The organism is Anabaena sp. 4-3 (genome assembly GCF_001597745.1).
In the GTDB taxonomy this organism is placed as follows: Bacteria; Cyanobacteriota; Cyanobacteriia; order Cyanobacteriales; family Nostocaceae; genus Trichormus.
Genome location: NZ_LUHJ01000065.1, coordinates 99,064 through 122,282, shown reverse-complemented (window position 1 = coordinate 122,282; position 23,219 = coordinate 99,064). Strand labels below are relative to the sequence as shown.

The window sequence follows — 23,219 nt, the reverse complement described above, 5'->3', positions numbered from 1 at the left end:
CAAACCGTAAAGAATTTTAAATTTTGTAGGCGTAAGCCTAGCCGTAGGCTATACGCGAACTTTGAACTTTGAATTTTGAATTTTGAACTTTGAATTTTTTATGACATCTACCAACCCATCCATTCAGTTTTTTACAGGTATTTTTGAAGAACTTAGTAACGTCAGCTTGCGCCGGGAAGTGCGGACAGGTAAACGTATCGTGGCGATGACATTCGACAAATTGAAAGCAATAGAAGGATTTAACAGCTTCACCAAACAATCCCTAAACGCCTTGCTATTAACTGATGAAGAAGGTGAAATTAGTGTAACACCTTCTTCCACACGCTTTATATTTGGCGGTGACGAAGGTGATGAACTACAAGGCGTAGAATGCAAATTTGAAATTGAGCGCGATGAGCATTGGGACAGATTCATGCGCTTTATGCACCGTTACGCAGATGCCAATGGTATGGAATACGGGGAAAAATGAGGAATGCAGGGGAAGCAGGGGAAGCAAACTAATGACTAATAACTAATGACTAATGACTAATAACTAATGACTAATGACTAATAACTAATAACTAATTAACATTTTTGATAACGCATTCCCGGTAGTTGTGAAACTAAACCCATCAATTCCAACTGTAATAAAGCACTGGAAACAGAACTAGCATTCATCCCTGTTTGTTGGACAAGTAAATCAAAATGTACAGTATCACAGGCGAACACATCCATTACCCGTTGCAATTCTGGCGATAAAATCGGCAAACTCAATTGTGCTGCCGTTGGTGATGGTGGAACTGTATCAATTTTTGGTATTGCTCCCAACATTTTTAACAGTTCGTCTATTTCTCTGAGAATTAAACCTGCACCTTGGTTGATTAATTTTAAACAGCCTTGGGATGGATAATCATCTAATCTTCCAGGGAGTGCATAAACATCTCTACCAAAATCATTAGCATAGGTAGCCGTAATTAACGCACCAGATTTAACAGGTGCTTCAATCACCAATATGGCACGACTTAAACCGGCGATAATCCGATTACGTTTAGGAAAGTGTGTCTTATTTGGTGGAGTTCTCGCCGGATACTCACTTACGACTAAACCAGCTAGCAAAATCTGTTGGTACAAATCCCGATTTTTGTGGGGATAGACAACATCTACACCAGTACCCAAAACGGCAATTGTTCTTCCACCAGCTTTGATAGCTGCACTATGACTGGCGGTGTCAATTCCCTCAGCCATCCCTGACACCACTGTAAAGCCATTTCTCGCCAAAGCTGCACTAATTAGGCAAGTCCACCGAATACCATAATCAGAAGGTTGGCGCGTTCCCACAATCCCCACTAACGGTTTTTTTCCCCAATTTTCTTGTAGTTCAACCTCACCCCGATAGTATAAAATCGGTGGTGGGCTGGGAGTTTCCAGTAGTAACCGGGGATAATCCGCATCGGCTGGTGTCCAGAAGTGGGGGTTTTCCTGTTGGTGCTGAATAATTAACTGTTCTGGATTGAGACGCGATCGCTGTTGTACTATTTTCTCCAAAGTTTGGAAACCAAAACCCTCAACCTCTCGCAATTCAGCCTTGGTAGCGTTCCAAGCTACGGCAAGCGTGCCGAAATGCTGCTGTAATCTTTGCAGTAAAACCGGGCCAATCCCAGAAATTTTTGACCACGCTAGCCAATATGCTCTTTCTTCGCTCACTTTTACATCCTCGCACCCATTGGGTTTATTATTCCCAAATTTGGGGACTGGGTACTGGGGATTGGTGACTGGGTAAAAGTTTTTCTGCCTCCGCTTCTTCCTACCCTCTCACCTCTTCGACTGAGTGTTTTTGCTTCAAATAAGCAAACACCGATTTATCACCAATATCAGGCGGAATGGCTTGCACTGCTTTTCGTAAGGCAAATACTAAAAATAAAATTGCCCAAGTTCCTAATAAAACTTGTTCCCATTGCGTTGGTAAAATCCCTACCAAATGCCCTAATAATAATAGTGGGACTATGACAGTTAAAACTTTAGTTTCTGCACGATTAAAACAAAACGCTTCCTTAAAATAAATGCCTGTTAAAGCTGCGAAAGTAAAACCAACACCAAATAAAGTTAGGGGTTGATTGTAGACAGTGACAGCAAAAGGTAGACTGTCAAAATGTCCGATAACAAAGGCGGAAATACTACCAATTAGCCAAAAAGCTTGCAATATTCTGTGTAATGCTGTCATGTAAATATGTATTGTCAATAAACTCACACCCAGAGCTAAACTGAAACAAGTGTATAAAGGTGTGAGTGCTTGGATGGTGGTAGAATTACTCTGGAATAATACTAAACCCGTACCAATAGCAAAGCACAGAGCCGCTACCATTAACGCCGAACGATAGATAATTACACCTATGCGATCGCTCTGATTAATTGTAAACTCCCCAAACTGACCTTGATAAACTTCCGGTGCAGATATTGTTGGCGTAGTCATAAGCAATTCAAAATTCTCTCATTCAAAATTCAGAGTTCTACACAATAAATCTTCTTCCCTATTAATAGTTTAATCATGAATCACTTCTAGAGAATCTTGCAAATTTATCTGTAACTGCGACTGTGCATTACCACTATTGATAGCAATTTCTACCCAGCCATGACTACCAACTAAAGCGGCTGCTTCCCCACAGGCAACATCGCTGTAAGTTTCACAGCCAGGAATAATTAACTCGCCAGCTTGCACACACCATTTTTTACCTTGTACATAACTCCCTGGAATATTACTCACCAAGTTGCCAAAGTGATCTATATATTGAATACAACCTGCAACACCAGTTGTTGTAGAATGGCACAGCTTGAGACTTAGCTGTGTTAAAGTTGCTGTGTCAATTGCTTGTCCTAACTGTTGCAGAGAAACACCACTGGCTAGATAAGCACCGACGGGTGCAAAAATATCTCTACCATGAAAAGTCTTACTAGGTTCAGGGGTGCGCCAATATTGGGGATTTGTCAACTCGACGGCGGCAATGGCTGGAGTTTGAGCTAATACGCCGCTAAATATACCATTATCTGGCCCTACTAAAAACCCACCTGCAAATTCTACCGCGATCGCCCGTCTTTGACTCCCCACTCCCGGATCTACCACCGCTATATGTACTGTTCCCTCTGGAAAGTAAGGATAAGCATTCATGAAGCAAAACCTAGCCGCCGCCAGATTTTGCGCTGGAATCTCATGCGTTAAGTCTACCACGCGCAATTTTGGGTTAATTTGGGCGATTACTCCTTTCATCACCCCTACATACACATCGCGATCGCCAAAATCGCTTAATAACGTCACGAGAGCCTGATTTTCCCACATACCTTAAAAGTAAAACTATATTAAATTAAATTTTTCTGTAACATAGACTACTAAAATTGTGCTATGTTAAGAAGAACAGACATAAAACTTACGCCAGTGTCACACTAAATATCTATATGTAGGGTGCGTCAGCCTGCATAAATAGAGCAAATAAACCTATTTTTGGCTTCTGACGCACCCTACTAATGTGGCAGTTGCGTAAGTCCTCAGACATAAACAGAAAAATTAGAGGTTAACCACTATGAGACAGAATCAACTCGGTGCTAGGAGTGCAGCAACAGATATACACAAAGAGAATATTAAAAGAAACATTGAGCATCGCTTGCAAGTAGCGAAATCTCGTGGTGACGAGAGGCTGATTCAGCAACTAGAAGCTGAAATGAGATATTTTGCCTAAATCAAGTTTTCATTGTTCATAGTGTTGTTGTGTGTACTCCCGCTACGGCGGGTTTTATTGTATCCATACATAGGCAAGTGTGATAAATTTTGTATTGCATGAACAGTTAAACTTGCCGTTGATGAGCCTCAATCTCAGACAGGCTAAATATAACTCACAATCTGCCATTTGCTAGATTTCACTCGCTTACTGAGTTAGGAAAATAACTAATATATGCACAAATAAACCAATAGAGCAGATGGAAGTTTGCATTCGCAAGACAGTAGAAATTTTGGAAAAAGTTCATCAATCAGAGTCTGCGCTAACACTGAAAAACGCAGCCTGTCGTTCAAAATTCTTGATTCATCCCAATTTCACCGCAAAAGTTTGTCTATTCTTGCATGGTTTCACCGCAGGGCCTTACCAATTTGAGCCACTTGGCAAAGCTTTTTTTCAAGCAGGATACAACGTTCTAATTCCCTTACAACCAGGACATGGACGCTCAGGTGACTGGAATCGCCAAAATCCCCCACCACTACCAACCGACATTCAAACTTACCAACAATTTGTGATCGAGTGGTTGGAAATTGCCAAAACCCTAGGTCAACAAGTCGTAATTGGAGGATTATCAACAGGTGGAACATTAGCAGCGTGGTTAGCTTTAGAGTATCCCCAACAAATTGAGTCCGCCTTATTATTCGCGCCTTATCTGGGTAGTCACTATTTCATAACTGATTGGCTAATCAAAACTCTACCAATTTATTTTGAATGGTTCAACAAAAATGCACCCGGCAATTTTGGTTATAACGGTTTTTGTGTGAAAGCATTACGAATATTTCTAGAATTAGGAGAAAAGCTGTTAAAACAAGCACCAAGCCGTTATTCTGCTCCTATATTAATAGTGTGTAGCGAGGCAGATAAGACTGTTAGCCGCTCGAAACAGCAGGATTTTTTGACAATGGTACTTAAGCAGCAACCAAAATCTTGGTATTACTGCTTTGATCATAGTTTAAAAATTAAACATCGCATGATGTCGAAATTAGAAGACAATAATTATGAAGAACTGCTAATTAGCCTTGCTAAAGCATTTGTTGCCAGTGATTTAACTTGGTTACAGTTTCAGCAAATAGCAAAGCGGATAGCTCAACCAGAGGCAGATGAGCAAATCAAGCAAGAATTAAATCTTGATACTCCAACTTTTCAACTACTTGCAGCAATGATGACTCAAGATTTTGGTTGTCATCATCTCAAATGTATCAATCCATGCCAATAATCCGCCACAGCATCAAGCTTTAATTTTGCGACTTTTTATAAATCAAAAATACTGAACCAATCGGGCCTGGATTTTCCACATAAATTTTATTGTCGTAATACAATCCAGGGGACATACCGCCATCAAATAATATGCCTTCTTGAATTGTGCCTAAACAATTATTTCGAGCAATACCTGTTAACACATCATCAAACTGGTGTGGTAATAATTCTTGGTTAATTGGAGAAAACTCAATAATAGAATTAGCCTTAAAATCATTCACTAACAGAATTACATAACCCTTATTAGTAATAGCCGCCATAGAGCGATTAGTCGCTTGCTTACAGGCAAATTCTCCCAAAGCATGACAAATATCTTTAAACTTACCTTGACTATAAAACCTACCATTGCCACCTACTAGATTGTAGTTGAGAATATTAGTATTTCTGCTGCCAATTTGGATTGTCGCCTGTCGCTGTTGCGGTTTACCTCCAGAAATCCCAAAGGAAGAACGCTTATTTTTAAACGCTCCTGAATAGTCTACGCCACGGGAAATATTTAAACCTTGTGGTTTGTTTGCAGTGTCTATATAGTCAGCGTTAATTGCTGCTATTGGTTTTTGTCCATTGAGTTGAGAGTTTTGCTCAGAAATCAATTCATGAAACTGTTTTGGTACGTAATTTCTCCGAATTTTACCTCTAGTATCTTGAGCGTAAATCTGATGAGATAACCCCACATTCACGTTAAAGTCTAACGCTGCTGACCTGGGATTAAAAATAATTACATGATTGATACCTTTGCTAAATTTTTCACCTTTATTATTAGTTTTAAAAAAATCAATACTAAATTTTGCATCTTCCCCAGGACAGGACTTTGTAGCTTTTGGTGTAGCTTTTGTTATAGTTTTTGCGGTAGCTTTTGGACTTGATTGTGCTTCTATCTTTTCACATCCAGATAATAAGCTAACGGTGGTGATCAGGAGAAATAAACCAGAGATTTTTTTAAGATACATAAAACATAAAAACCCGCTACAGCATGACTATAGCGGGGAATAATTCCAAATTTCAAGCCAAAATCATCTTGAATTTAAGATAGCCATTCTACAACAGCTTCTTCTTTGGTATTGGTATTACGAGATGGAGTTTCACGAGTAAACTTCATGTGAATTGAGCGTGTTTGCTCACCATCAGCCGCAACAGCCATAATTGGGTAGTCGATTAAACCATCTTGGAAGGACATTTGGAAGCGGAATGTACCATCGGGATTCAGCTTGATGGGACGACCGCCAATTGTTACGGTAGCATCAGGTTCAGTAGCACCGTAGACAATCAACTCAGCATCAGCAATTAACCAGAACTGACGAGGGCGCATTGGTACGGCGGAAGCGGAGAAGCCTACACCAGACATTCCCACACCGGACATTGTTAAGCCGGAAACGGTGGGAACAGCCCACATCCCTACACCAGAGGGGAAGACGTAGGAACTGATAGCTTGTTCGGGACGGACAGAACCGGGTACGTGCTGCATGGAACCGAACAGAGAACCAGCAACCCGTTGCGCTTCCGCAGATTCCGCCAAGCCAAAGATTTCGTCGTAGATGGGGTTCCCGTTGACTGCGACTGCGGCGGTTTTCTTGGCTGGGGGAACGAGTTCGTAAAAGGTTTTACCGCGTAAATCTTCCTCAAAGTTGACGGTGATGAAGACATCTTCAATCCAGTCAGAAGGATAAACAGGAGGAATATGGACGGTAGCAGAGCGAGCTAGTACCAACCAACGACCGTCAAAGGTACGATAACCGATATCAACTACATAATCGCGATCGCTCACTGGAATTGGTACATACCATTCCCTCGCTAGTTCATCCGCAGGATACTCTTGGATGCTGTGGGGACTTTGGTAATCAAGATTAACGTCGGTGACATCGTAAATCCTTAATGCTAGTTGCTGTCCCCCTTGACGACGCAACTCTTGTTTATGCTCGTTGGGAACATCCCAGTAAGCATAAGCCCACTGAGGATCACGCGGTAACAGCACAATCCGGCTCTCACCATAACCACCAGGTAAATCTGCCAATCCTGCATCAACATCAGCCAGGGAGCCACCAGTACGGTCTTCTTGACCTAATTCAAATTTTGCTGCTTCCACGGTTTCCTGAGCCTCCAGTGAACGAGATGGGGTAAGTGATGCTTTGTTTCTTTGGACTTCTTGAATTGCTGCTAGTAATTGTGATTTACGCATCCGGCTGTAGCGAGAGATGCTATACTCACTGGCAACTTTCCGTAATTGCCGTAGTGTCATCTCTTCTAGCGGTGGGCGTTCTTTCGCCATGTTTTTGGCCTCCAGTCGTGTGAAAAGTCAATGATTTCACTGGGTTAAAAAATGCTTGATTAAATTTCATTCGTCCCAGATGAATTTGTTATTCTTGACTCCTGGTTTTGCCCAGTGTGTTTTTGAGTTAATCGTTTGTTAAATGAGGATCACTCTTGTTCAGTTTCTTACTCATGCCAAAATTAGCACTTTGGAAGCAGAGGAGTGAGCTTTACTAAGTTTGTTAAGTGAATATTAACTATGAACCCTTGCTAGGGATCAAGGGGTGTCAACAGGGTTTTTTACCTATTTCACGCACTTATCAGCCCTTGTGGGATCAAAATGTCATGAAATCATAATATTTACCCTGGGAGCAAAGGCATTTGTGTCAACAATTCATGACATTTTGGCAGTCATGAGTCATGAGTCATTAGTTTTTCTCCTCTGCTGCCTCCGCTCCTCTGCCTCCCCTGCTCCCTCCGCTCCCCTCAACCAAACACCTGAATCCACACAGGCAGAACCAGGAGTAATAAAATCGTGGAGATGATAATGCTACTGACAATCAAATCACGGTTGAGATTGTACTCCTCCGCTAAAATCAAACCGGCAAAGGCTGAGGGCATTCCCGACATCAGAACCATTGCCAAGCGGCGATCGCCTGATAATCCCAAACACCAAGTTGTGAGCAAACCAACTAGCAGGGGTGTAATTACCACTTTGAGAACACTGGGGAGCAAGGCCAGTTGCAAGTTTTTCCACCTTTGCAGTTGAGCCAAACGCATCCCAGTCAACAGAAAAGCCGCCGCAATCACCACATCTACAGAAGCTTGGATTCCTGATTCTAGAACTTCTGGGAGTGGGATATTTTGGGTAAGCTTACCCATCACAAAACCCCACAAAGGCGGTACTGTCAACAGATCCCACAGTTGCATCCACCAGCGATTTTTAGATCGTGTATGACTAAAGTAACTGGCAATTAATACTCCTACCCCATAGGGGCCAATCACATTATGAGTGATGCTGTAAATAACAGCCCAGTTGAGCGCATCAACTTTGATTAAATAGGGTGCGATCGCTAAACCCACAAAACCAGTATTTCCTAACACAGCAGCCAGCAGAAAACTGCCTTTAGTGGCAGAGTCAAGCACAGGTTTAGAAACAGACTCCCCCAAATTCGCTTTGAAAAAGCGGGGGTTAAAATATTGCCATCCCCACCAAACCAGCCATGACACTATTAAACCCAGCAGCAATGCGCCTAAAGTTACTAACGAGGCTTGAATAGGAAAACCTTCTACACCACCCACTGGATGCTGATTGTCTTGACGAGCTAGTGCCACCAATTCCAACGGCACACCCACCCAGTAAAGACCACGACCTAAGAACTTTGGCAACCAATTCGGTAAAAATCTAAAAATTAATAACCCCAAACCCATCCACAGAATTAGGGGCGTATAAGCATGAACCAGAGATTCCGCCATGAATCTTAATAGGAATTTAACTCAAGAACCGTCTCAAGTACAAATGTGTTTGAGTCTTGACCAGAAGCTAGAAATCTAGCAGATCAATACTTTGGACTCTGAACTGGTGACTAGAGACAACAACTTGAGTTTAATTGATTACGATACAAAAATTTACACTTAATTTACAACGGCTGACATACCTTGAATCAGCCACACGCCTTCCCGCCGAATTAATTCATAGCGTACACGTAGGCTTTCGTCAGTATTCCTTCGCAGTCTGCCATTTTCGTAAAATCGGGTGGTTTCCCTGACCATAGCTCCCACGACTGCCCGATTGGGGTCTGTTTCAGATTTATTGATATATTCCACCTTGAGACTGTGGTCATACAGTCGATAGTGGTTTTGCGCTCTCACTTGTTGGGCAATTAACCGCCATTGTGACAAAGCAGAACCAGCTAAAATTTCATCTAAACCACCCAAATCATGATTAGGGCCTAGGGCTGCGGCTTTAGTAGATAGCCAAGTTTGAATCACGTCTCTGGCTGTGACTTCTGTTAGCACTCCCTCTGGTGGTTGTAATGTACTGTTACGGTCGGGAATATCGATTGGTGGTTCATTCAGTTGAATGGACAATTGTTCACCTTGCAAAACAGGTGCAGGGAAAAACCAATTTTTGATCACACCCACAGTTGTGGAGACTAACACCCAGAAAACTAATATCCCAGCCAAAGAAATAAATACTGTCGCCGCTAATCGGGCTTTCCGGTTGACAGTGCGTCTGGGATGTGAGCGAGTCCGTACTTGCTTGACACCATCACCGGGCTTCCGTCTTTTACGCTTAGTAGTTGGGCGTGCTACAGGGGCTTGAGAGGTGTGATTGACATGATGGGTGGCTCTAGCTGCACGTTCCATACCAGACAGCTTCACCTCCGGAGTTTCTGGTTGTGAGGTTCCAGTGTAAGGGGGTATGGGCGCAGTATTTTCTCTGGTTGGCGGAAAATGGGGAGATTCTACGCTGTTGTAGTTGGGAGTTGTTGGTAATTCTTGGTCATCCGTGCGGTTATGATAAACCTGCCGATTTCTCCCACTGGGATGATTTTGATGCAACGGTTGCGGAAAGGACTGGCGATTAATCACCTTCCATTCCTGGGTTGTTTCTGCATCATTAGGTAAAGCTTCTAGGTAAGCTTGTACTTGCGGGTTAGCAAAATAATCTTTTAGGGATGCTTTCTGCCCAGCTAAGTCGCGAAAATGGGGGAAGACTTCAGTTTGTAACCATTGTTCGGTATAAACGCACAAACCCGGCAACAAATCCGGTGAATCTTGAGATTTTTCCCGAATCAAAGCTAAAGTCTCGTATTCCTGGCTGAGTTCTAAAACACGGGTGGCTTCTTCAGTTTGACCCAGTAACAGCGCACATAGGGACTGTTCTAAATGTACATCTTGCCGCTTGGCCAAACGCGTCAACATTTGCTTGGCGTGACGAATCAAAGCGGGTTGACGGTGGGTAAATCCCCGTGCAATGGAGGCGTAGACAGCCAAGTAGGTAGCAACAGCCGAAGGACGCTTACTTTCCCCTTCAAATAGCTTATGTTGTTCAGCAACCGTTAAGTATTTGCGTAGTTGCTGGATAAATCGGAGAAAATCATCAATGTTTAAACCGGATTGATCATTGCCATTGCCATCAATACCACCACGATCATCAAGGATACTTTGTAGTAGTTCCAAACCTTGATGGCGATCGCCAGTTTGTTCTTGAGGTAGTGCCAGTAATTCTAAAATCCGATAAGGGCGTAACTTATAGAGATCAGCCTGAATTTCCGCCTGTACGCTGGTAAACATACCTTCACGAGAGAGCATATCCAGCCCGGCTGCCAAAGACATAGCAGCATTTTCATAATGACCTTGTTGCCATTGCTCACGCCCTAATTCTAAACAAGCCAGAGCAACAGTCAGCAGAATGTCTGAACGTTCAGTATTGTCGAGATACCCTTCCGAGACGAAAGGATTAGCTATTTTGGTTGTTGCTACTCCATTTTGATTACCCAGGTAGTTACGACCAAGTTTTAGTACCAGTTCGTATTCTCCTAGCTCTTGCAGGATTAATAAAGCACCAACTAACTTCTCAGAGGCAATATCGATACTGAGATTTTGCGCCTCAAAATGACCATGACTGCCATTGTTGCCATCTGGGCGATTTTCCACTGCTACTTGAGTAGTAGCGGTACTGTCCGGATCATAGGCGTGAGCAAGATACAGCTGGTCGTAACTCCTACGTTCTTTTGGATCTGATAAAACCACGTAAGCTTCTTCTATAAGTTGTTTCCGGGAAGCAATTGCTGCATCAGAATATTCCCGTCGCGGCAGTTGTACAATGCGATCGCTATATGCTTGCCGCAATTGCTCATAACTTGCCGCTAACGGTAGTCCTAAAATTCGGTAGTAATCAAGCGGAATTCGCACAGCCTACTTCCCCTGCACCGTAATCAACATAATTCACCTAGAGCATCCAGGCGTGTAAAACCGTGCCATAATCTTACAGTGAATAATACCGTGCCGGACTTACACTATAAGTGTCTATTACAACAATTAGTCTTGTTGCTTCCCAAAATGTGTGTCACATTTTAGTCCCAACTTTTGAGTTTCGCCTAGAAAGTTTTGATAATTTGTTTTAATTCTTAGTATTTTTCCTGGCGATAGATGGTATCAGTTTTCGAGCCTGTCCAACTTAACTACTTTAGTTTAGTAGTACAAGTTTTATGCTCACTACAAGTTAAACTTAACTTCCTTTCAGATAAATTTCTGAATACGGTATTAAAGATACACTGTTTCTTAGGATAAGGGCTGCCCGAATAAAAATCAATATATTATCATAATAAAAATCTTGTTGCAACTATATAATTATATAATTCTAATAAATACTTTTCGCCACAATTTTCTCTAAATTGTTCATGGCTATGCAGAAACCAAGCTATCCTAAGTGATAGCATCAGCACTGAAATAGGAAGTAAGAAGCATCAGAAAAAGATTTTAGCTATGAGGGTGAGCTAATCATATATAACTTCGGTAAAAGCGGTAAATTCATTCATTTCTTCTTAAACTTCCCTAAAATTCGGTTTGGTGCATAAAGAGTAGTTGTTGGAGCTAGCAAAACTCCACTGAGAAACAGCAAAATTGCTCAGAGAACAACCTATTTAAAATGGTAAATTTCGATTTGAGGACAGGAATACTAAAAAATAATGGTTCAAGAACGTACATTGCCGAAATTTGATCCAGCCACAGCCCAGATTACAAAAGAAGAAGGGTTAGTGTTATATGAAGACATGATTTTAGGCCGCTTCTTTGAAGACAAGTGTGCCGAAATGTATTACAGAGGCAAAATGTTTGGTTTTGTCCACCTGTATAACGGACAAGAAGCAGTTTCCACCGGTGTAATTAAAGCCATGCGCCCCGGTGAAGATTTTGTCAGCAGCACCTACCGCGACCACGTTCATGCGCTGAGTGCGGGAGTACCAGCTAGAGAAGTGATGGCAGAATTATTTGGCAAAGCCACCGGTTGCAGTAAAGGCCGGGGTGGTTCCATGCACATGTTTTCTGCTGAACATCGCTTGCTGGGTGGCTATGCTTTCGTCGCCGAAGGAATTCCCGTGGCAGCTGGTGCAGCGTTTCAAAGTAAATATCGCCGGGAAGTTTTGGGAGATGCCAACGCCGACCAAGTAACAGCTTGCTTCTTTGGTGATGGTGCTGCCAACAACGGGCAATTTTTTGAAACCTTGAATATGGCAGCCCTCTGGAAATTGCCGATTATTTTTGTCGTAGAAAATAATAAATGGGCTATTGGTATGGCTCACGATCGCGCCACCTCTGACCCAGAGATTTACAAAAAAGCCAGCGTATTTAACATGGTGGGCGTAGAAGTAGACGGCATGGATGTATTAGCAGTCCGAGCCGTAGCCCAAGAAGCAGTCGCCCGCGCCCGTGCTGGAGAAGGGCCGACCTTAATCGAAGCCCTCACCTACCGCTTCCGGGGTCACTCCTTAGCAGACCCAGACGAACTGCGGAGCAAAGCCGAAAAAGAATTTTGGTTTTCCCGCGACCCCATCAAAAAACTAGGTGCTTACCTGATAGAAAACAACCTAGCAGATGAGGCAGAACTCAAAGCCATTGAGCGCAAAATTCAGGCAGAAATCGACGAAGCCGTAAAATTCGCCGAAAGCAGCCCTGAACCAGACCCCAGCGAATTGTATCGCTTTATATTTGCCGAAGACGAGTAAATCTGAGGGATTGGGGACTAGGGACTGGGGACTGGGGACTGGGGACTGGGGACTGGGGACTGGGGACTGGGGACTGAGAAAGAATTTCTCCCTCATCTCCCTCATCTCCCTCATCTCCCTTATCTCCCTTATCTCTCTTATCTCTCTTATCTCCCTACGCTCCCTCTGCTCCCCTGCTCCCATTCTCCACACCAGATGAGGACTAATCTTGTGTTTAGCATTGCCATTCAACAGCAACAGTACAAAACCTATATTCTGTCTGATGAAACCGCAGGCTCTCATTTAGAAGTAGTGCCAGAACGTGGTGGAATTATTACCCGTTGGCAAGTCAACGGTAAAGAAATTCTCTATCTCGACGCTGAACGCTTTGCGAATCCAGAACTGAGCGTCAGAGGTGGGATTCCAATTTTATTTCCCATCTGTGGTAACTTACCTGATAATTCTTACACGCTCAACGGCAAGCAGTACACCCTCAAGCAACATGGCTTTGCCCGTGATTTACCTTGGCAGGTAGTTGAGCAGACAACTAAAGACAAAGCTGCACTCACCCTAGTTCTCAACAGCAACGAGCAAACAAAGGCAGTTTATCCTTTTGACTTTCAACTACTGTTCACTTATGAACTGCAAGGAAACACTCTCATAATTCGGCAGCAGTATCACAACCTGTCATCTACAGAGTTACCCTTTTCTACAGGCTTTCATCCTTACTTCCTGACTGGGGATAAAACTCAGCTAGAGTTTGCCATTCCTTCCCAGGAGTATCAAGACCAGAAAAGCAAAGAAGTTCATCCATTTAATGGCAATTTTGACTTTAACCGTGATGAAATTGATTTTGCTTTTGGGCAGATTAGTAGTCAAGTAGCTAGTGTGACAGACCATAGCCGTAAGCTGAAACTGATTCTAGACTCAGATGATATCTTTTCCATGTTGGTCTTTTGGACATTGAAAGGGAAAGAATTCTATTGTCTCGAACCTTGGAGCGCACCCCGTAACGCGCTCAACACTGGCGAAAAGCTGACTGTGCTAGCACCGGGAGCTAATTACACGGCATCTGTGAGATTTACGGCAGATTTTTTCTAAAATGCCCTTGACAAATCCCTAGATGATATTGCTATAATGAGAAAGTTGCAAAACGCAACACGGGTCGCTAACTCAACGGTAGAGTACTCGGCTTTTAACCGATTAGTTCCGGGTTCGAATCCCGGGCGACCCATATAAAAGGATAAATCAAGTTTGCGAATTGATGGGCGTTTGGTGGTGCGGCTGCGGGTGCGATCGCATAACTTCCAGCACAAGATAAACCGCCCCAATTCGGTAGGATAGGCTTAGGCTTAACCCAGACACCACCATCATGGTAAAAACACCACCACAGTATTTAACAATTCCTCGTCTAGAAAATGGCGACAAACTCACCCGTTATGAATTTGAGCGTCGCTATAAAGCTACGCCCGATATGAGAAAAGCCGAATTGATCGAAGGAATTGTCTATATCATGCCTGCTGCTGTGCGTTTTAGAAGTCACGGTCAACCGCATGGTTGGATGCTCACATGGCTTGGTACTTACGAAGCCGCTACCCCTGGTGTAGCTTTGGGCGTTGAACCGACTGTACGCCTAGACTTAGATAACGAACCGCAACCAGATGCAGTGCTTCTGATCACACCAGAAGCAGGTGGTCAAACACGGCTCAGTGAAGATGATTATATTGAAGGTGCGCCAGAGTTAGTTGTGGAAATTGCGGCTAGTAGTGTTGCTATTGACCTGCACGCCAAAAAACAAGCTTATCGCCGCAATGGAGTTAAAGAATACATAGTCTGGCAAGTGCAGGAGCAAAAACTGAGTTGGTTTTATTTAGAACAGGGTGAGTATTTGGAATTAGTAGCTGATGATGATGGAATTATGCGAAGTCGGGTTTTTCCTGGGTTGTGGTTAGCAGTCGCAGAGTTATTAGCCGGGAATATGCAGACTGTATTGACTGTTGTCCAAACAGGCTTGCAGTCTGCTGAACATCAGGCTTTTGTCAACAAATCAACACATTGAGTGGACTATCTGGCATCCCAGAATACCAAAACATCTGACACAGACGTAGCATACCTGACAGCAGTCTGGGTCAAGTATAGGGCATCTTGATGAGTAACACCGTAAACTTTTTCAACATAAGCACCCCACAGTAGTTATAATTTCCTATAAGTTGAAAAAACTCTTAAGATTAGCGTAAAGAATACGCTTGTCTCATACCGACTAGCTGAAAATCACTATTAGGAGGACTATCTATGGCGTTGGTACCAATGCGGCTGTTGTTGGATCACGCGGCTGAGAACGGTTACGGCATCCCAGCTTTTAACGTTAACAACCTGGAGCAAATTCAGGCAATTATGAAGGCGGCTGAAGAGACAGATAGCCCCGTCATTTTGCAAGCTTCCCGTGGCGCACGTAACTATGCAGGTGAAAACTTCCTGCGCCACCTGATTTTGGCTGCGGTAGAGACTTATCCTCACATTCCCATTGTCATGCACCAAGATCATGGTAATGCTCCTTCTACCTGCTACTCAGCTATCAAGAACAACTTCACTAGCGTAATGATGGATGGTTCTTTGGAAGCTGATGCTAAAACTCCTGCCAGCTTCGAGTACAACGTTAGCGTTACCCGCGAAGTTGTGAATGTAGCTCATGCTTTGGGCGTAAGTGTGGAAGGTGAACTCGGTTGCTTGGGTTCTCTGGAAACTGGTAAAGGTGAAGCTGAAGATGGTCACGGTTTCGAGGGCGCACTCGACCACTCCCAACTGTTAACCGACCCCGATGAAGCTGTTAGCTTCGTAGAAGCAACCCAAGTAGATGCTTTGGCTGTAGCTATCGGTACTAGCCACGGTGCTTACAAGTTTACCCGCAAACCCACCGGCGAAATTTTGGCTATCAGCCGCATTGAAGAAATTCACCGTCGTCTACCTAACACCCACTTGGTAATGCACGGTTCTTCTTCCGTTCCTGAAGATTTAATCGCTTTGATTAACGAGTACGGCGGCGCAATTCCTGAAACCTACGGTGTACCTGTAGAAGAAATCCAAAAAGGTATTAAGAGCGGTGTACGTAAAGTTAACATCGACACCGACAACCGTTTGGCTATCACTGCGGCTGTGCGCGAAGCTTTAGCAAAAGCTCCCAAGGAATTTGACCCCCGTCACTTCCTCAAGCCTTCTATTAAATATATGCAGAAGGTTTGTGCTGAACGTTATGTTCAATTCGGTACTGCTGGTAATGCTAGCAAGATTAAGCAAGTTACTCTCGAAGATTTTGCTGCTAAGTATGCTAAAGGTGAATTAAACGCTGTCACCAAGGCTGCTGCTAAAGTTTAATTTTAGTCAAAGATAAATAGGGGCAATGTTTTGCTCCTGCAACATTTTTGATATTCATACAAATCAACCGGGAGACATCAAAGTTTCCCGGTTTTTTGTCGAGTGCTTGACAGTAGTAGAAGAGTAGATGATTTTTAGGTTTATCAGTGTTTATTTTCAAAAGAGCAAGCCTTTGTAAACGCATAGCAAACTATTATATGTATAAATAGTGCCTTAATTGAGCCGCAATCAGTACAGGGACATTATATGGATCAACTCGAAATCCGCAACATCATTATTCAATCTGCTGGCAAGTGTGTAACTAAGGATAACTGGTTTTATCTGGCAGACTTTGGGAGTGTTCTACGTAGTTTTGGATTTGACTTTAAATCTACAGGAAACTTAAAGCTTTCTCATTTTTTAAGTGAATATGCTGATTTAATAGAATTGAAACAGGATGAGTCTTCTGAGATTCCGGTCACGCTTGGAAGATTGGTTGCAGAAGGATCGCAAGTTAAGCCAAATGAGACACCCGTTAGATCAGTTCCAGCAATTAAGCCAATTCCTCGAAGGATTTCAGGAAGCCCTAAGAATGCACTTTTTGAGTGGGCATGGCTTGGCGACTTAAAAACAACTTTGAATAGACTGAGAGAATTAGCTCTATATGAACAGTGGTTCTATGGCAAAAAACCGGGAAACGAAATCAATCAATATCCAATTCTATTTAATTATCTTATATATACTTTCTATAGGCTAACTCAAGAAAAAGGTAAAGTTCTTGAGACAGAAGAATTTGCAACTTTCAATACTGGCTTAGTTGATAAACGATATGAACCTATTTATGCACTATTTAAAAAGAGTAAATATAAGCGTCAGAAATGGGAGTTTTCTGACTTTTGCATCGCAGGTGAGGACTGGGCAGGAAAAACTTTGGTACGTCAATTTAGTAAATTACCAGAACTAGCAAATTACTTTAACAATACAGCAGATATGCTATTTGACGTTTCAGCAGAGGAACCAAAGTTGGACTATCGCCACATAATAGTGGAGAATACTGATCGTTTACCATTGAATTTTCTTGAAGAGAATATTCCTCAAGGTTTTGTTAGAGAAGACACAACAAAAATGTCTTATCAACAGAAAATGCTTTACTTTGAACGTTTTGGTCAAGCAATCGAAGAAGATGCAAGAGTCTACCGATTTATAAAAGCTAGATTAGATGATGCACTGAGATTGGCTATCAAACGCGTAAAATGGAATTATAAAACTGCTATTCCGATGTATTTTCCTACACGAAATATTATGTCCCTCTTGCTTCCATTAGCTCTAGTTGATGATAATCAAGTTGATATTGCGTTGGTAACTGAAAAAACACAATCCGGTAGCTATCTTGGTCACACAATTTTACCTCTAGCTTGGGCTTACAGCAATGCTCGATTAGTTTGCCGTCCAGACAGCGATTGGTTAATTGCACAAAATATCATACAAGATGAAGCTGAAGACGAGTAGGCGCAATTGTCTACGAGTATTGTACTTTAGTGCGATCGCATCCCTTCCCTAGTGATCACAGATATCCTGAATATCCAACTTAACCTACAGGTAGTCTACCGTAGGCGATCGCAATTAAACCAATTAAATCTATTGGTAAACTAGAGATGACAACTGGTCTGGCACTCTTGGAGGCAACTCTCAAATGGTACAAGCACCATCATCCAAAACACTGACATTGGAGGAGTTTCTGCGCTTACCGGAAACAAAACCTGCTAGTGAATACATTGATGGTCAAATTATTCAAAAACCGATGCCACAGGGGAAACATAGTTTAATTCAAGGAGAACTTGTACCAGCCATCAATCTTGTAGTCAAACCTCAACACATTGCTCGTGCATTTCCTGAGTTACGTTGTACATTTGGCGATCGCTCCATTTTACCGGACATTGCAGTTTTTGTCTGGAGCAGAATTCCCCGTGATCAAAATGGGGAAGTTGCTAACACATTTCCCATGTCTCCAGATTGGACAATTGAAATTTTGTCTCCTGAGCAAAGTCAAACAAAAGTCACAAAAAATATTCTGTATTGTTTAAAGTATGAGACTCAAATGGGTTGGTTAATTGACCCAGAAGATAAAACAGTGTTTGTTTATCGTCCCAAGCAAGAAACCGAAGTGTTTGATCAGCCAGACTCGCTACTTCCTGTACCATCATTTGCCAGTGAAATGCAACTGACAGTTAAGGAATTGTTTGCTTGGTTGTTAGAGTGAATCTTAGAGGTTGTTTGGAAAGTCATGAAAGATACTGAAAACCCCTCTCCAAACCTCTCCCCTACAAGGAGAGAGGCTTTAAAACCCCCATTCCCTTGTAGGGAAGGGGGGCTGGGGGGTTAGGTTTGAAAGAATTTGATTTTAATAACAATAATTTTCAAATATTCTCTGATAAATACTCTAAATGTTTCTGCATTTCTTCAGCATCTATTACTTCCCAAATTAATATTAACCCCTGAAAAATTTCTCTCATTGTATTTTATCTACCTGCCAAATTTTGATAGTTTTATCAGAACTACCACTGACGAGAATCTTACCATCGGGACTGAGGGCAATGGTGTTGACTTTTTCTGAATGTCCTGTCAGGGTTTGTATGGCTTCACAGGTGGAAATTCGCCAAATTTTAATGGCTGTATCTGCACTGCTACTAAACAGGGTTTTTCCATCAGGACTAACGGCTAAGGATGTAATTTCGTCGGTGTGTCCTGTTAATGTATAAAGCAGTTTACCTGTGATTAAATGCCAAATTTTGATGGTGGTGTCAGCACTACCGCTAAAAAGTAACTGTCCATCTGGACTGATGGCGATCGCTTTCACATCTCCTGCATGACTGACAAATGTACGTAAAGGATCACCTGTCTGGGGATTCCATAATCTAATTTTGGTGTCGGAACTCCCACTGGCGAGAATTGTACCATCGGGACTGATGGCGATCGCATGAACAGCTGAGGAATGCCACAGGGTACAAATGCGATCGCCTTTATGTAAATTCCAGATTTTGATTTTATTGCTACCACTGGCTAAAATCTGTCCATCTGGACTGATAACTACGACATTTACAGGTTTTTGATGTCCTAGGAGTGTATGCAGTAGTTTACCTGTTTTTAAATGCCAGACTTTAACATTACTTCTGGGATGTTCACAACTCCCCACCGCTAGAAACTTGCCATCGGGACTAATAGCTACAGATGAAATTTCGCCGACATTCCCGGCTATAGTCTGAATTAAGTTACCATTCTTAATATTCCAGACATTGAGATTTTGGTCTGTTGAACCACTGACTAACACTTCACCTTCAGGACTAATAGCAACGGATGTAACTTTACCGGAATGTCCTGTGATAGTGTAACCCAAATCGGGAGTTGCTAGGGTGCGTTTGTATTTGAGATGTGCGATCGCTAGTAATAATTTCTCAACTTCCAGAACACTTTGTCTATCGTTGACTGTGAGAAAGTATTCCTTTAACTTGAGTATATATTCCTCATCTTCAATTCTAATAGCTGATTGCATCGCCTCTAGAGGAGTAGCGAATTCTTGGCGTGAGACTTGATGCAAATCCAACCAGGTATTTATCGAGTAGTTTACCTGTTCTTGTGACCAAGAGGGATTAGGTAAATGAGCTAAACTCTGTGCCAATTGTAAAGCTAATTCAGGAATCCAGTAAAGTCGCTCTTTTTCTAAAGCTTGGTAAACTTGCTGATAACCTGTAGCAATCGCCTGGACTGATTGAAAATCAAAAGCGTCTTTTAGTAAGCTGGGTAGTAACTCTGGAAGTAAAGGGGTGACATCATGATGCACCAGATGATGGATATCTGCTACCCATGCGGCTACTAGACTATGACAAGTAATTAATACTTGACAAAGTTGTTGTAAATCTTGTTGATTAACTTGATATTTCAAACCTAATTTACTGATATCAATTCCCTGCGCTTGCCATTTTTCCGCTTTTTCTAAAATAGCTAAATTCACTACATTATCTTGACCAAACTTGTTAATTTCTGTAATATCTTCACCTAAAGCTAATAAATCATCGCGGATTTTTCTCCACTCCAAAGCTCGATTTTTAGCAGCTTGCTGAATCATTTCTCTGTAGGGTATGCGAGAAATAGTTTTATAATAATAATTTGTTTGACCTAAACCCCAATAAGCAATACGAAAATTTAAATAATCTCCGTCAATTTCTGACTCTAAAATTAAAATAGGCTCAGTTTTCAACATTCCAAACAGAGCCTTAATGCTAGATTCACTATGAAACCGCTTACTATCCCAAGCACCAGCTAAAAATTCTATGGGACGCATAGGATTATGGAGGGAGTAGTAATTGTTGATAAACTCCCGTAATCCTTCTGCTAACATTAACTCAATACCAAAAGTTTCATCCTGATTGTGGTCAAATTCATCAAATTTCACTTGTGGAGGTGCCAGGAAAACTTTTAATGGTGTGCGACCATCACCAACATGAGATTCTAAAATTTGTGAAGGATAGAGTCTTAAAGGCCAGCTATCTAGGATTTTATTAACTTCTGGTAATTTGAGAGTTGTATCTCTCTCTTGTTTTGCTAATTGTAATTGTGTTTCACGCTGATAAACTGCTAATTGCTGTTGCAGAAGTTTTTCTTGCTCAAATCCTGTATCTAGAGTTTTTTTAGGTGTGACAATATTGGCAATTTCCACAACTGCTTGAATTGCTTGGGGGATTGGGTATTTAGTTGTATCTAGACTTTCTTCTGTTCGGTTTTGGATGAGGTTGACAACCACTGGTGCAAACTCTATCACTAATTGAATGAGTAGTCTTAATCCTTGCTCCATAAGGGTATTCCTGTTAAATCAATAACTTTAATAGTTTTTTCTTCACTTCAGTATTAGTTAGCCGATAGACATAACTGATACTATCCATTCCACTGTCAATAGTTTTGTCATCCATCTTAAGTTATCTCTAGTTATGGCCTATCCTACTACTTGCCGGAGTCTTTTTGCCAAAATATTTCATTTACCAAAAAATTGCAGTCATAAATGCAAAAAAAGAGAAAGATAGAGCATTTACCGTTTATCCTTCTCTTTAATTGATGAAAAGCTAATTTTTAGTGCAATTCTTTGTGTCTTTGTGTTGAAAAAGTAATTATTTACCACAAAAACACAGAATTGTGATGATAAATTAGAAGCGAATGCCTAACTGTCCATTGACTCCCCGGACAGAATTATAACCAGCACCGACGAAGAAGCGATCGCTCGCACCCACCTGCAAACCACCAGAAACCGCCACACCCTTATCTTCAGAATAGTATCCCACACCCACATAAGGAGAAACCACAGGTAAACGCAGAAATTTCAACACATCTACCCCTGTAGCACCATCTGGCCCCACACCTAACTCTACACCCAAATTTAAAGCTCTTGCACCCACAGCATAAGTTGTCTCACCATCCTTACCCCCCACAGAAACCCAAGGTTGGGGGATAACTTGCGCCGCAACCTGACTAGGAGCAAACAAACCTAAACATCCTAGTGACGTGATCATTAATTTGACGATAATTGCTTTATTCATCCGTTCCTCCTCAACACTACCTAGCAAGCTAACACAAGCCAGAGACTAACTCAGATGTCTAAAAGTTTCGCACTATAAATAGCTGTACGGAGAAACAAAGCAATTATCACCCATTACAACCGGATAAAATACAAACACATCCGCGTACATCCGCGTACATCTGCGTTCAACTATATTTCTTCAACCACTCCCAATAAAAACTCCGCGTTCCTCCGCGTTTCCTCCGCGCGACGGCAGTCGCTACAAGTCTGGCGACCGAACGCGCTGCCTCCCCTCCGCGTTTAAAAATCAAATCCTCTAATCTAACTCGCGCCGACCTTCCAAAGCCCTAGCCAAAGTCACCTCATCAGCATATTCTAAATCACCACCCACAGGCAAACCAAAAGCAATCCGCGTCACCTTAGTAAATGGTTTAAGTAACTGACCTAAATAAAGCGTCGTAGTCTCCCCTTCCACACTCGGACTAATCGCCATAATTACCTCCTGGGGTTTTTGCTGACTCACCCGCCTTACCAAAGCGTGGATAGTCAACTGTTCTGGCCCAATACCATCTATAGGAGAAATCACCCCACCTAAAACATGATACTTCCCTTTGTATTCACGGGTTTTCTCAATCGCAATCACATCACGGGAATCAGCGACAACACAGATAGTCTGATTGTCACGGTTAGGATTTCGACAGATTTCACAAACAGGTTCAGCTGACAAATGAAAACACACAGAACACAAGCCTACCTGTTTTTTCGCCTCAATCAAAGCTTGCGCCAAAGCTTCAACTTCCGATTCTGGGCGTTTCAAAATATGCAAAGCCAGTCTTTGGGCAGATTTTGGCCCCACACCTGGAAGGCGTTGCAACTGTTCAATTAATCGTGCTAGAGGGCGTGCGTAAACCGTGGTCGTATCTCCAGAATGCTTTTACCTTAACTATGATGCCATAAACAACTCACCACTGATGACTGACAAGGAAAGCGCAATAAAAAACGCCCCCCACTTGGGAGGCGTTTCTTATTTAGCGAAAAGCTAAGTATTAGCCGTTGATAGCAGGAGCAGTCAACGCAACGGGAGCAACTTCACCAGCAGCTAAGTCTAAGGGGAAGTTGTGAGCGTTACGCTCGTGCATTACTTCCATACCCAAGTTAGCGCGGTTGATGATGTCAGCCCAGGTATTGATGACACGACCTTGAGAGTCGATGATGGACTGGTTGAAGTTGAAACCGTTCAAGTTGAACGCCATTGTGCTGATACCCAATGCGGTGAACCAGATACCAACTACAGGCCAAGCAGCTAGGAAGAAGTGCAAGGAACGGCTGTTGTTGAAGGACGCA

18 protein-coding genes, 1 tRNA gene and 2 pseudogenes are annotated in these 23,219 nt (G+C 42.4%); 10 read left to right on the top strand and 11 right to left on the bottom strand.

Annotated features, from left to right (window positions below):
- Positions 1 to 100: 100 nt before the first annotated feature.
- Complete coding sequence (gene psb28 / locus A3775_RS17610) at positions 101 to 469, top strand: photosystem II reaction center protein Psb28 (protein ID WP_066383568.1); 369 nt, start codon at positions 101 to 103, stop codon at positions 467 to 469.
- Positions 470 to 564: 95 nt separating this feature from the next.
- On the opposite strand, the gene dprA is transcribed toward psb28, so the two are convergent.
- From dprA to A3775_RS17595, 3 genes are all read right to left on the bottom strand, one after another.
- Entirely contained in the window at positions 565 to 1,683 is a 1,119-nt protein-coding gene (gene dprA, locus A3775_RS17605) for a DNA-processing protein DprA (protein ID WP_066383565.1), read from the bottom strand.
- 100 nt (positions 1,684 to 1,783) lie between these two features.
- Positions 1,784 to 2,449 (bottom strand): DUF2301 domain-containing membrane protein, encoded by a 666-nt coding sequence (locus A3775_RS17600; RefSeq protein WP_066426053.1) that lies wholly within the window; start codon positions 2,447 to 2,449, stop codon positions 1,784 to 1,786.
- A gap of 69 nt (positions 2,450 to 2,518) precedes the next feature.
- Positions 2,519 to 3,310 (bottom strand): S-adenosyl-l-methionine hydroxide adenosyltransferase family protein, encoded by a 792-nt coding sequence (locus A3775_RS17595; protein ID WP_066426051.1) that lies wholly within the window; start codon positions 3,308 to 3,310, stop codon positions 2,519 to 2,521.
- A gap of 241 nt (positions 3,311 to 3,551) precedes the next feature.
- On the opposite strand from A3775_RS17595, the gene A3775_RS24745 reads away from it, so the two are divergent.
- Positions 3,552 to 3,707, top strand: coding sequence for a hypothetical protein (locus A3775_RS24745; RefSeq protein ID WP_197480190.1), 156 nt, complete (start codon positions 3,552 to 3,554; stop codon positions 3,705 to 3,707).
- A 238-nt stretch (positions 3,708 to 3,945) separates the two neighbouring features.
- Positions 3,946 to 4,959 (top strand): carboxylesterase, encoded by a 1,014-nt coding sequence (locus tag A3775_RS17590; protein ID WP_066426050.1) that lies wholly within the window; start codon positions 3,946 to 3,948, stop codon positions 4,957 to 4,959.
- 19 nt (positions 4,960 to 4,978) lie between these two features.
- Here A3775_RS17590 and A3775_RS17585 read toward each other — a convergent pair whose 3' ends face one another.
- The 4 genes from A3775_RS17585 to A3775_RS17570 all read right to left on the bottom strand — a co-directional run bounded on the left by A3775_RS17585 (position 4,979) and on the right by A3775_RS17570 (position 11,168).
- Entirely contained in the window at positions 4,979 to 5,950 is a 972-nt protein-coding gene (locus tag A3775_RS17585) for a phosphodiester glycosidase family protein (RefSeq protein WP_066426045.1), read from the bottom strand.
- Between the two features lie 74 nt (positions 5,951 to 6,024).
- A complete protein-coding gene (locus tag A3775_RS17580; protein ID WP_066383542.1) occupies positions 6,025 to 7,266 on the bottom strand; it encodes a DUF4912 domain-containing protein in 1,242 nt (413 codons plus the stop codon).
- 467 nt (positions 7,267 to 7,733) lie between these two features.
- Positions 7,734 to 8,723, bottom strand: a complete 990-nt coding sequence (locus A3775_RS17575) for an AEC family transporter (RefSeq protein ID WP_066383540.1) — start codon at positions 8,721 to 8,723, stop codon at positions 7,734 to 7,736.
- Between the two features lie 159 nt (positions 8,724 to 8,882).
- Entirely contained in the window at positions 8,883 to 11,168 is a 2,286-nt protein-coding gene (locus A3775_RS17570) for an IMS domain-containing protein (protein ID WP_066383539.1), read from the bottom strand.
- A gap of 776 nt (positions 11,169 to 11,944) precedes the next feature.
- On the opposite strand from A3775_RS17570, the gene pdhA reads away from it, so the two are divergent.
- The 7 genes from pdhA (at position 11,945) to A3775_RS17535 (ending at position 18,569) form a co-directional block, all read left to right on the top strand.
- On the top strand, positions 11,945 to 12,979 hold the full coding sequence (gene pdhA / locus A3775_RS17565; protein WP_066383537.1) for a pyruvate dehydrogenase (acetyl-transferring) E1 component subunit alpha: 1,035 nt from the start codon (positions 11,945 to 11,947) through the stop codon (positions 12,977 to 12,979).
- Between the two features lie 210 nt (positions 12,980 to 13,189).
- Complete coding sequence (locus A3775_RS17560; protein WP_066383535.1) at positions 13,190 to 14,059, top strand: aldose epimerase; 870 nt, start codon at positions 13,190 to 13,192, stop codon at positions 14,057 to 14,059.
- Positions 14,060 to 14,120: 61 nt separating this feature from the next.
- A tRNA-Lys gene (locus A3775_RS17555) sits at positions 14,121 to 14,192 on the top strand.
- Positions 14,193 to 14,330: 138 nt separating this feature from the next.
- A complete protein-coding gene (locus tag A3775_RS17550) occupies positions 14,331 to 15,017 on the top strand; it encodes a Uma2 family endonuclease (RefSeq protein ID WP_066426043.1) in 687 nt (228 codons plus the stop codon).
- Between the two features lie 233 nt (positions 15,018 to 15,250).
- Positions 15,251 to 16,330, top strand: a complete 1,080-nt coding sequence (gene fba / locus A3775_RS17545) for a class II fructose-bisphosphate aldolase (protein ID WP_066383528.1) — start codon at positions 15,251 to 15,253, stop codon at positions 16,328 to 16,330.
- A 246-nt stretch (positions 16,331 to 16,576) separates the two neighbouring features.
- Complete coding sequence (locus tag A3775_RS17540) at positions 16,577 to 17,818, top strand: DUF3825 domain-containing protein (protein ID WP_066426041.1); 1,242 nt, start codon at positions 16,577 to 16,579, stop codon at positions 17,816 to 17,818.
- A gap of 184 nt (positions 17,819 to 18,002) precedes the next feature.
- A complete protein-coding gene (locus A3775_RS17535) occupies positions 18,003 to 18,569 on the top strand; it encodes a Uma2 family endonuclease (RefSeq protein ID WP_066426039.1) in 567 nt (188 codons plus the stop codon).
- Positions 18,570 to 18,818: 249 nt separating this feature from the next.
- Here A3775_RS17535 and A3775_RS17530 read toward each other — a convergent pair whose 3' ends face one another.
- The 4 genes and pseudogenes from A3775_RS17530 to A3775_RS25100 all read right to left on the bottom strand — a co-directional run.
- Positions 18,819 to 21,158: a WD40 repeat domain-containing protein gene (locus tag A3775_RS17530; RefSeq protein ID WP_066426036.1), complete on the bottom strand. Its 2,340-nt coding sequence runs from the start codon at positions 21,156 to 21,158 to the stop codon at positions 18,819 to 18,821.
- A 346-nt stretch (positions 21,159 to 21,504) separates the two neighbouring features.
- On the bottom strand, positions 21,505 to 21,894 hold the full coding sequence (locus A3775_RS17525; RefSeq protein WP_066426034.1) for a hypothetical protein: 390 nt from the start codon (positions 21,892 to 21,894) through the stop codon (positions 21,505 to 21,507).
- 297 nt (positions 21,895 to 22,191) lie between these two features.
- Positions 22,192 to 22,788, bottom strand: a pseudogene (gene recR, locus A3775_RS17520) (recombination mediator RecR); the annotation flags it as partial.
- A gap of 133 nt (positions 22,789 to 22,921) precedes the next feature.
- A pseudogene (locus tag A3775_RS25100) lies at positions 22,922 to 23,219 on the bottom strand (photosystem II q(b) protein); the annotation flags it as partial.

What these genes read in the sequence shown, in the direction of transcription:
- psb28 (WP_066383568.1), top strand. Translation starts at nt 101, where the DNA reads ATGACATCTACCAACCCATCCATTCAGTTTTTTACAGGTATTTTTGAA.
- A3775_RS17600 (WP_066426053.1), bottom strand. Translation starts at nt 2,449, where the DNA reads ATGACTACGCCAACAATATCTGCACCGGAAGTTTATCAAGGTCAGTTT.
- A3775_RS17595 (WP_066426051.1), bottom strand. Translation starts at nt 3,310, where the DNA reads ATGTGGGAAAATCAGGCTCTCGTGACGTTATTAAGCGATTTTGGCGAT.
- A3775_RS24745 (WP_197480190.1), top strand. Translation starts at nt 3,552, where the DNA reads ATGAGACAGAATCAACTCGGTGCTAGGAGTGCAGCAACAGATATACAC.
- A3775_RS17590 (WP_066426050.1), top strand. Translation starts at nt 3,946, where the DNA reads ATGGAAGTTTGCATTCGCAAGACAGTAGAAATTTTGGAAAAAGTTCAT.
- A3775_RS17585 (WP_066426045.1), bottom strand. Translation starts at nt 5,950, where the DNA reads ATGTATCTTAAAAAAATCTCTGGTTTATTTCTCCTGATCACCACCGTT.
- A3775_RS17580 (WP_066383542.1), bottom strand. Translation starts at nt 7,266, where the DNA reads ATGGCGAAAGAACGCCCACCGCTAGAAGAGATGACACTACGGCAATTA.
- A3775_RS17575 (WP_066383540.1), bottom strand. Translation starts at nt 8,723, where the DNA reads ATGGCGGAATCTCTGGTTCATGCTTATACGCCCCTAATTCTGTGGATG.
- pdhA (WP_066383537.1), top strand. Translation starts at nt 11,945, where the DNA reads ATGGTTCAAGAACGTACATTGCCGAAATTTGATCCAGCCACAGCCCAG.
- A3775_RS17550 (WP_066426043.1), top strand. Translation starts at nt 14,331, where the DNA reads ATGGTAAAAACACCACCACAGTATTTAACAATTCCTCGTCTAGAAAAT.
- fba (WP_066383528.1), top strand. Translation starts at nt 15,251, where the DNA reads ATGGCGTTGGTACCAATGCGGCTGTTGTTGGATCACGCGGCTGAGAAC.
- A3775_RS17540 (WP_066426041.1), top strand. Translation starts at nt 16,577, where the DNA reads ATGGATCAACTCGAAATCCGCAACATCATTATTCAATCTGCTGGCAAG.
- A3775_RS17535 (WP_066426039.1), top strand. Translation starts at nt 18,003, where the DNA reads ATGGTACAAGCACCATCATCCAAAACACTGACATTGGAGGAGTTTCTG.
- A3775_RS17530 (WP_066426036.1), bottom strand. Translation starts at nt 21,158, where the DNA reads ATGGAGCAAGGATTAAGACTACTCATTCAATTAGTGATAGAGTTTGCA.
- A3775_RS17525 (WP_066426034.1), bottom strand. Translation starts at nt 21,894, where the DNA reads ATGAATAAAGCAATTATCGTCAAATTAATGATCACGTCACTAGGATGT.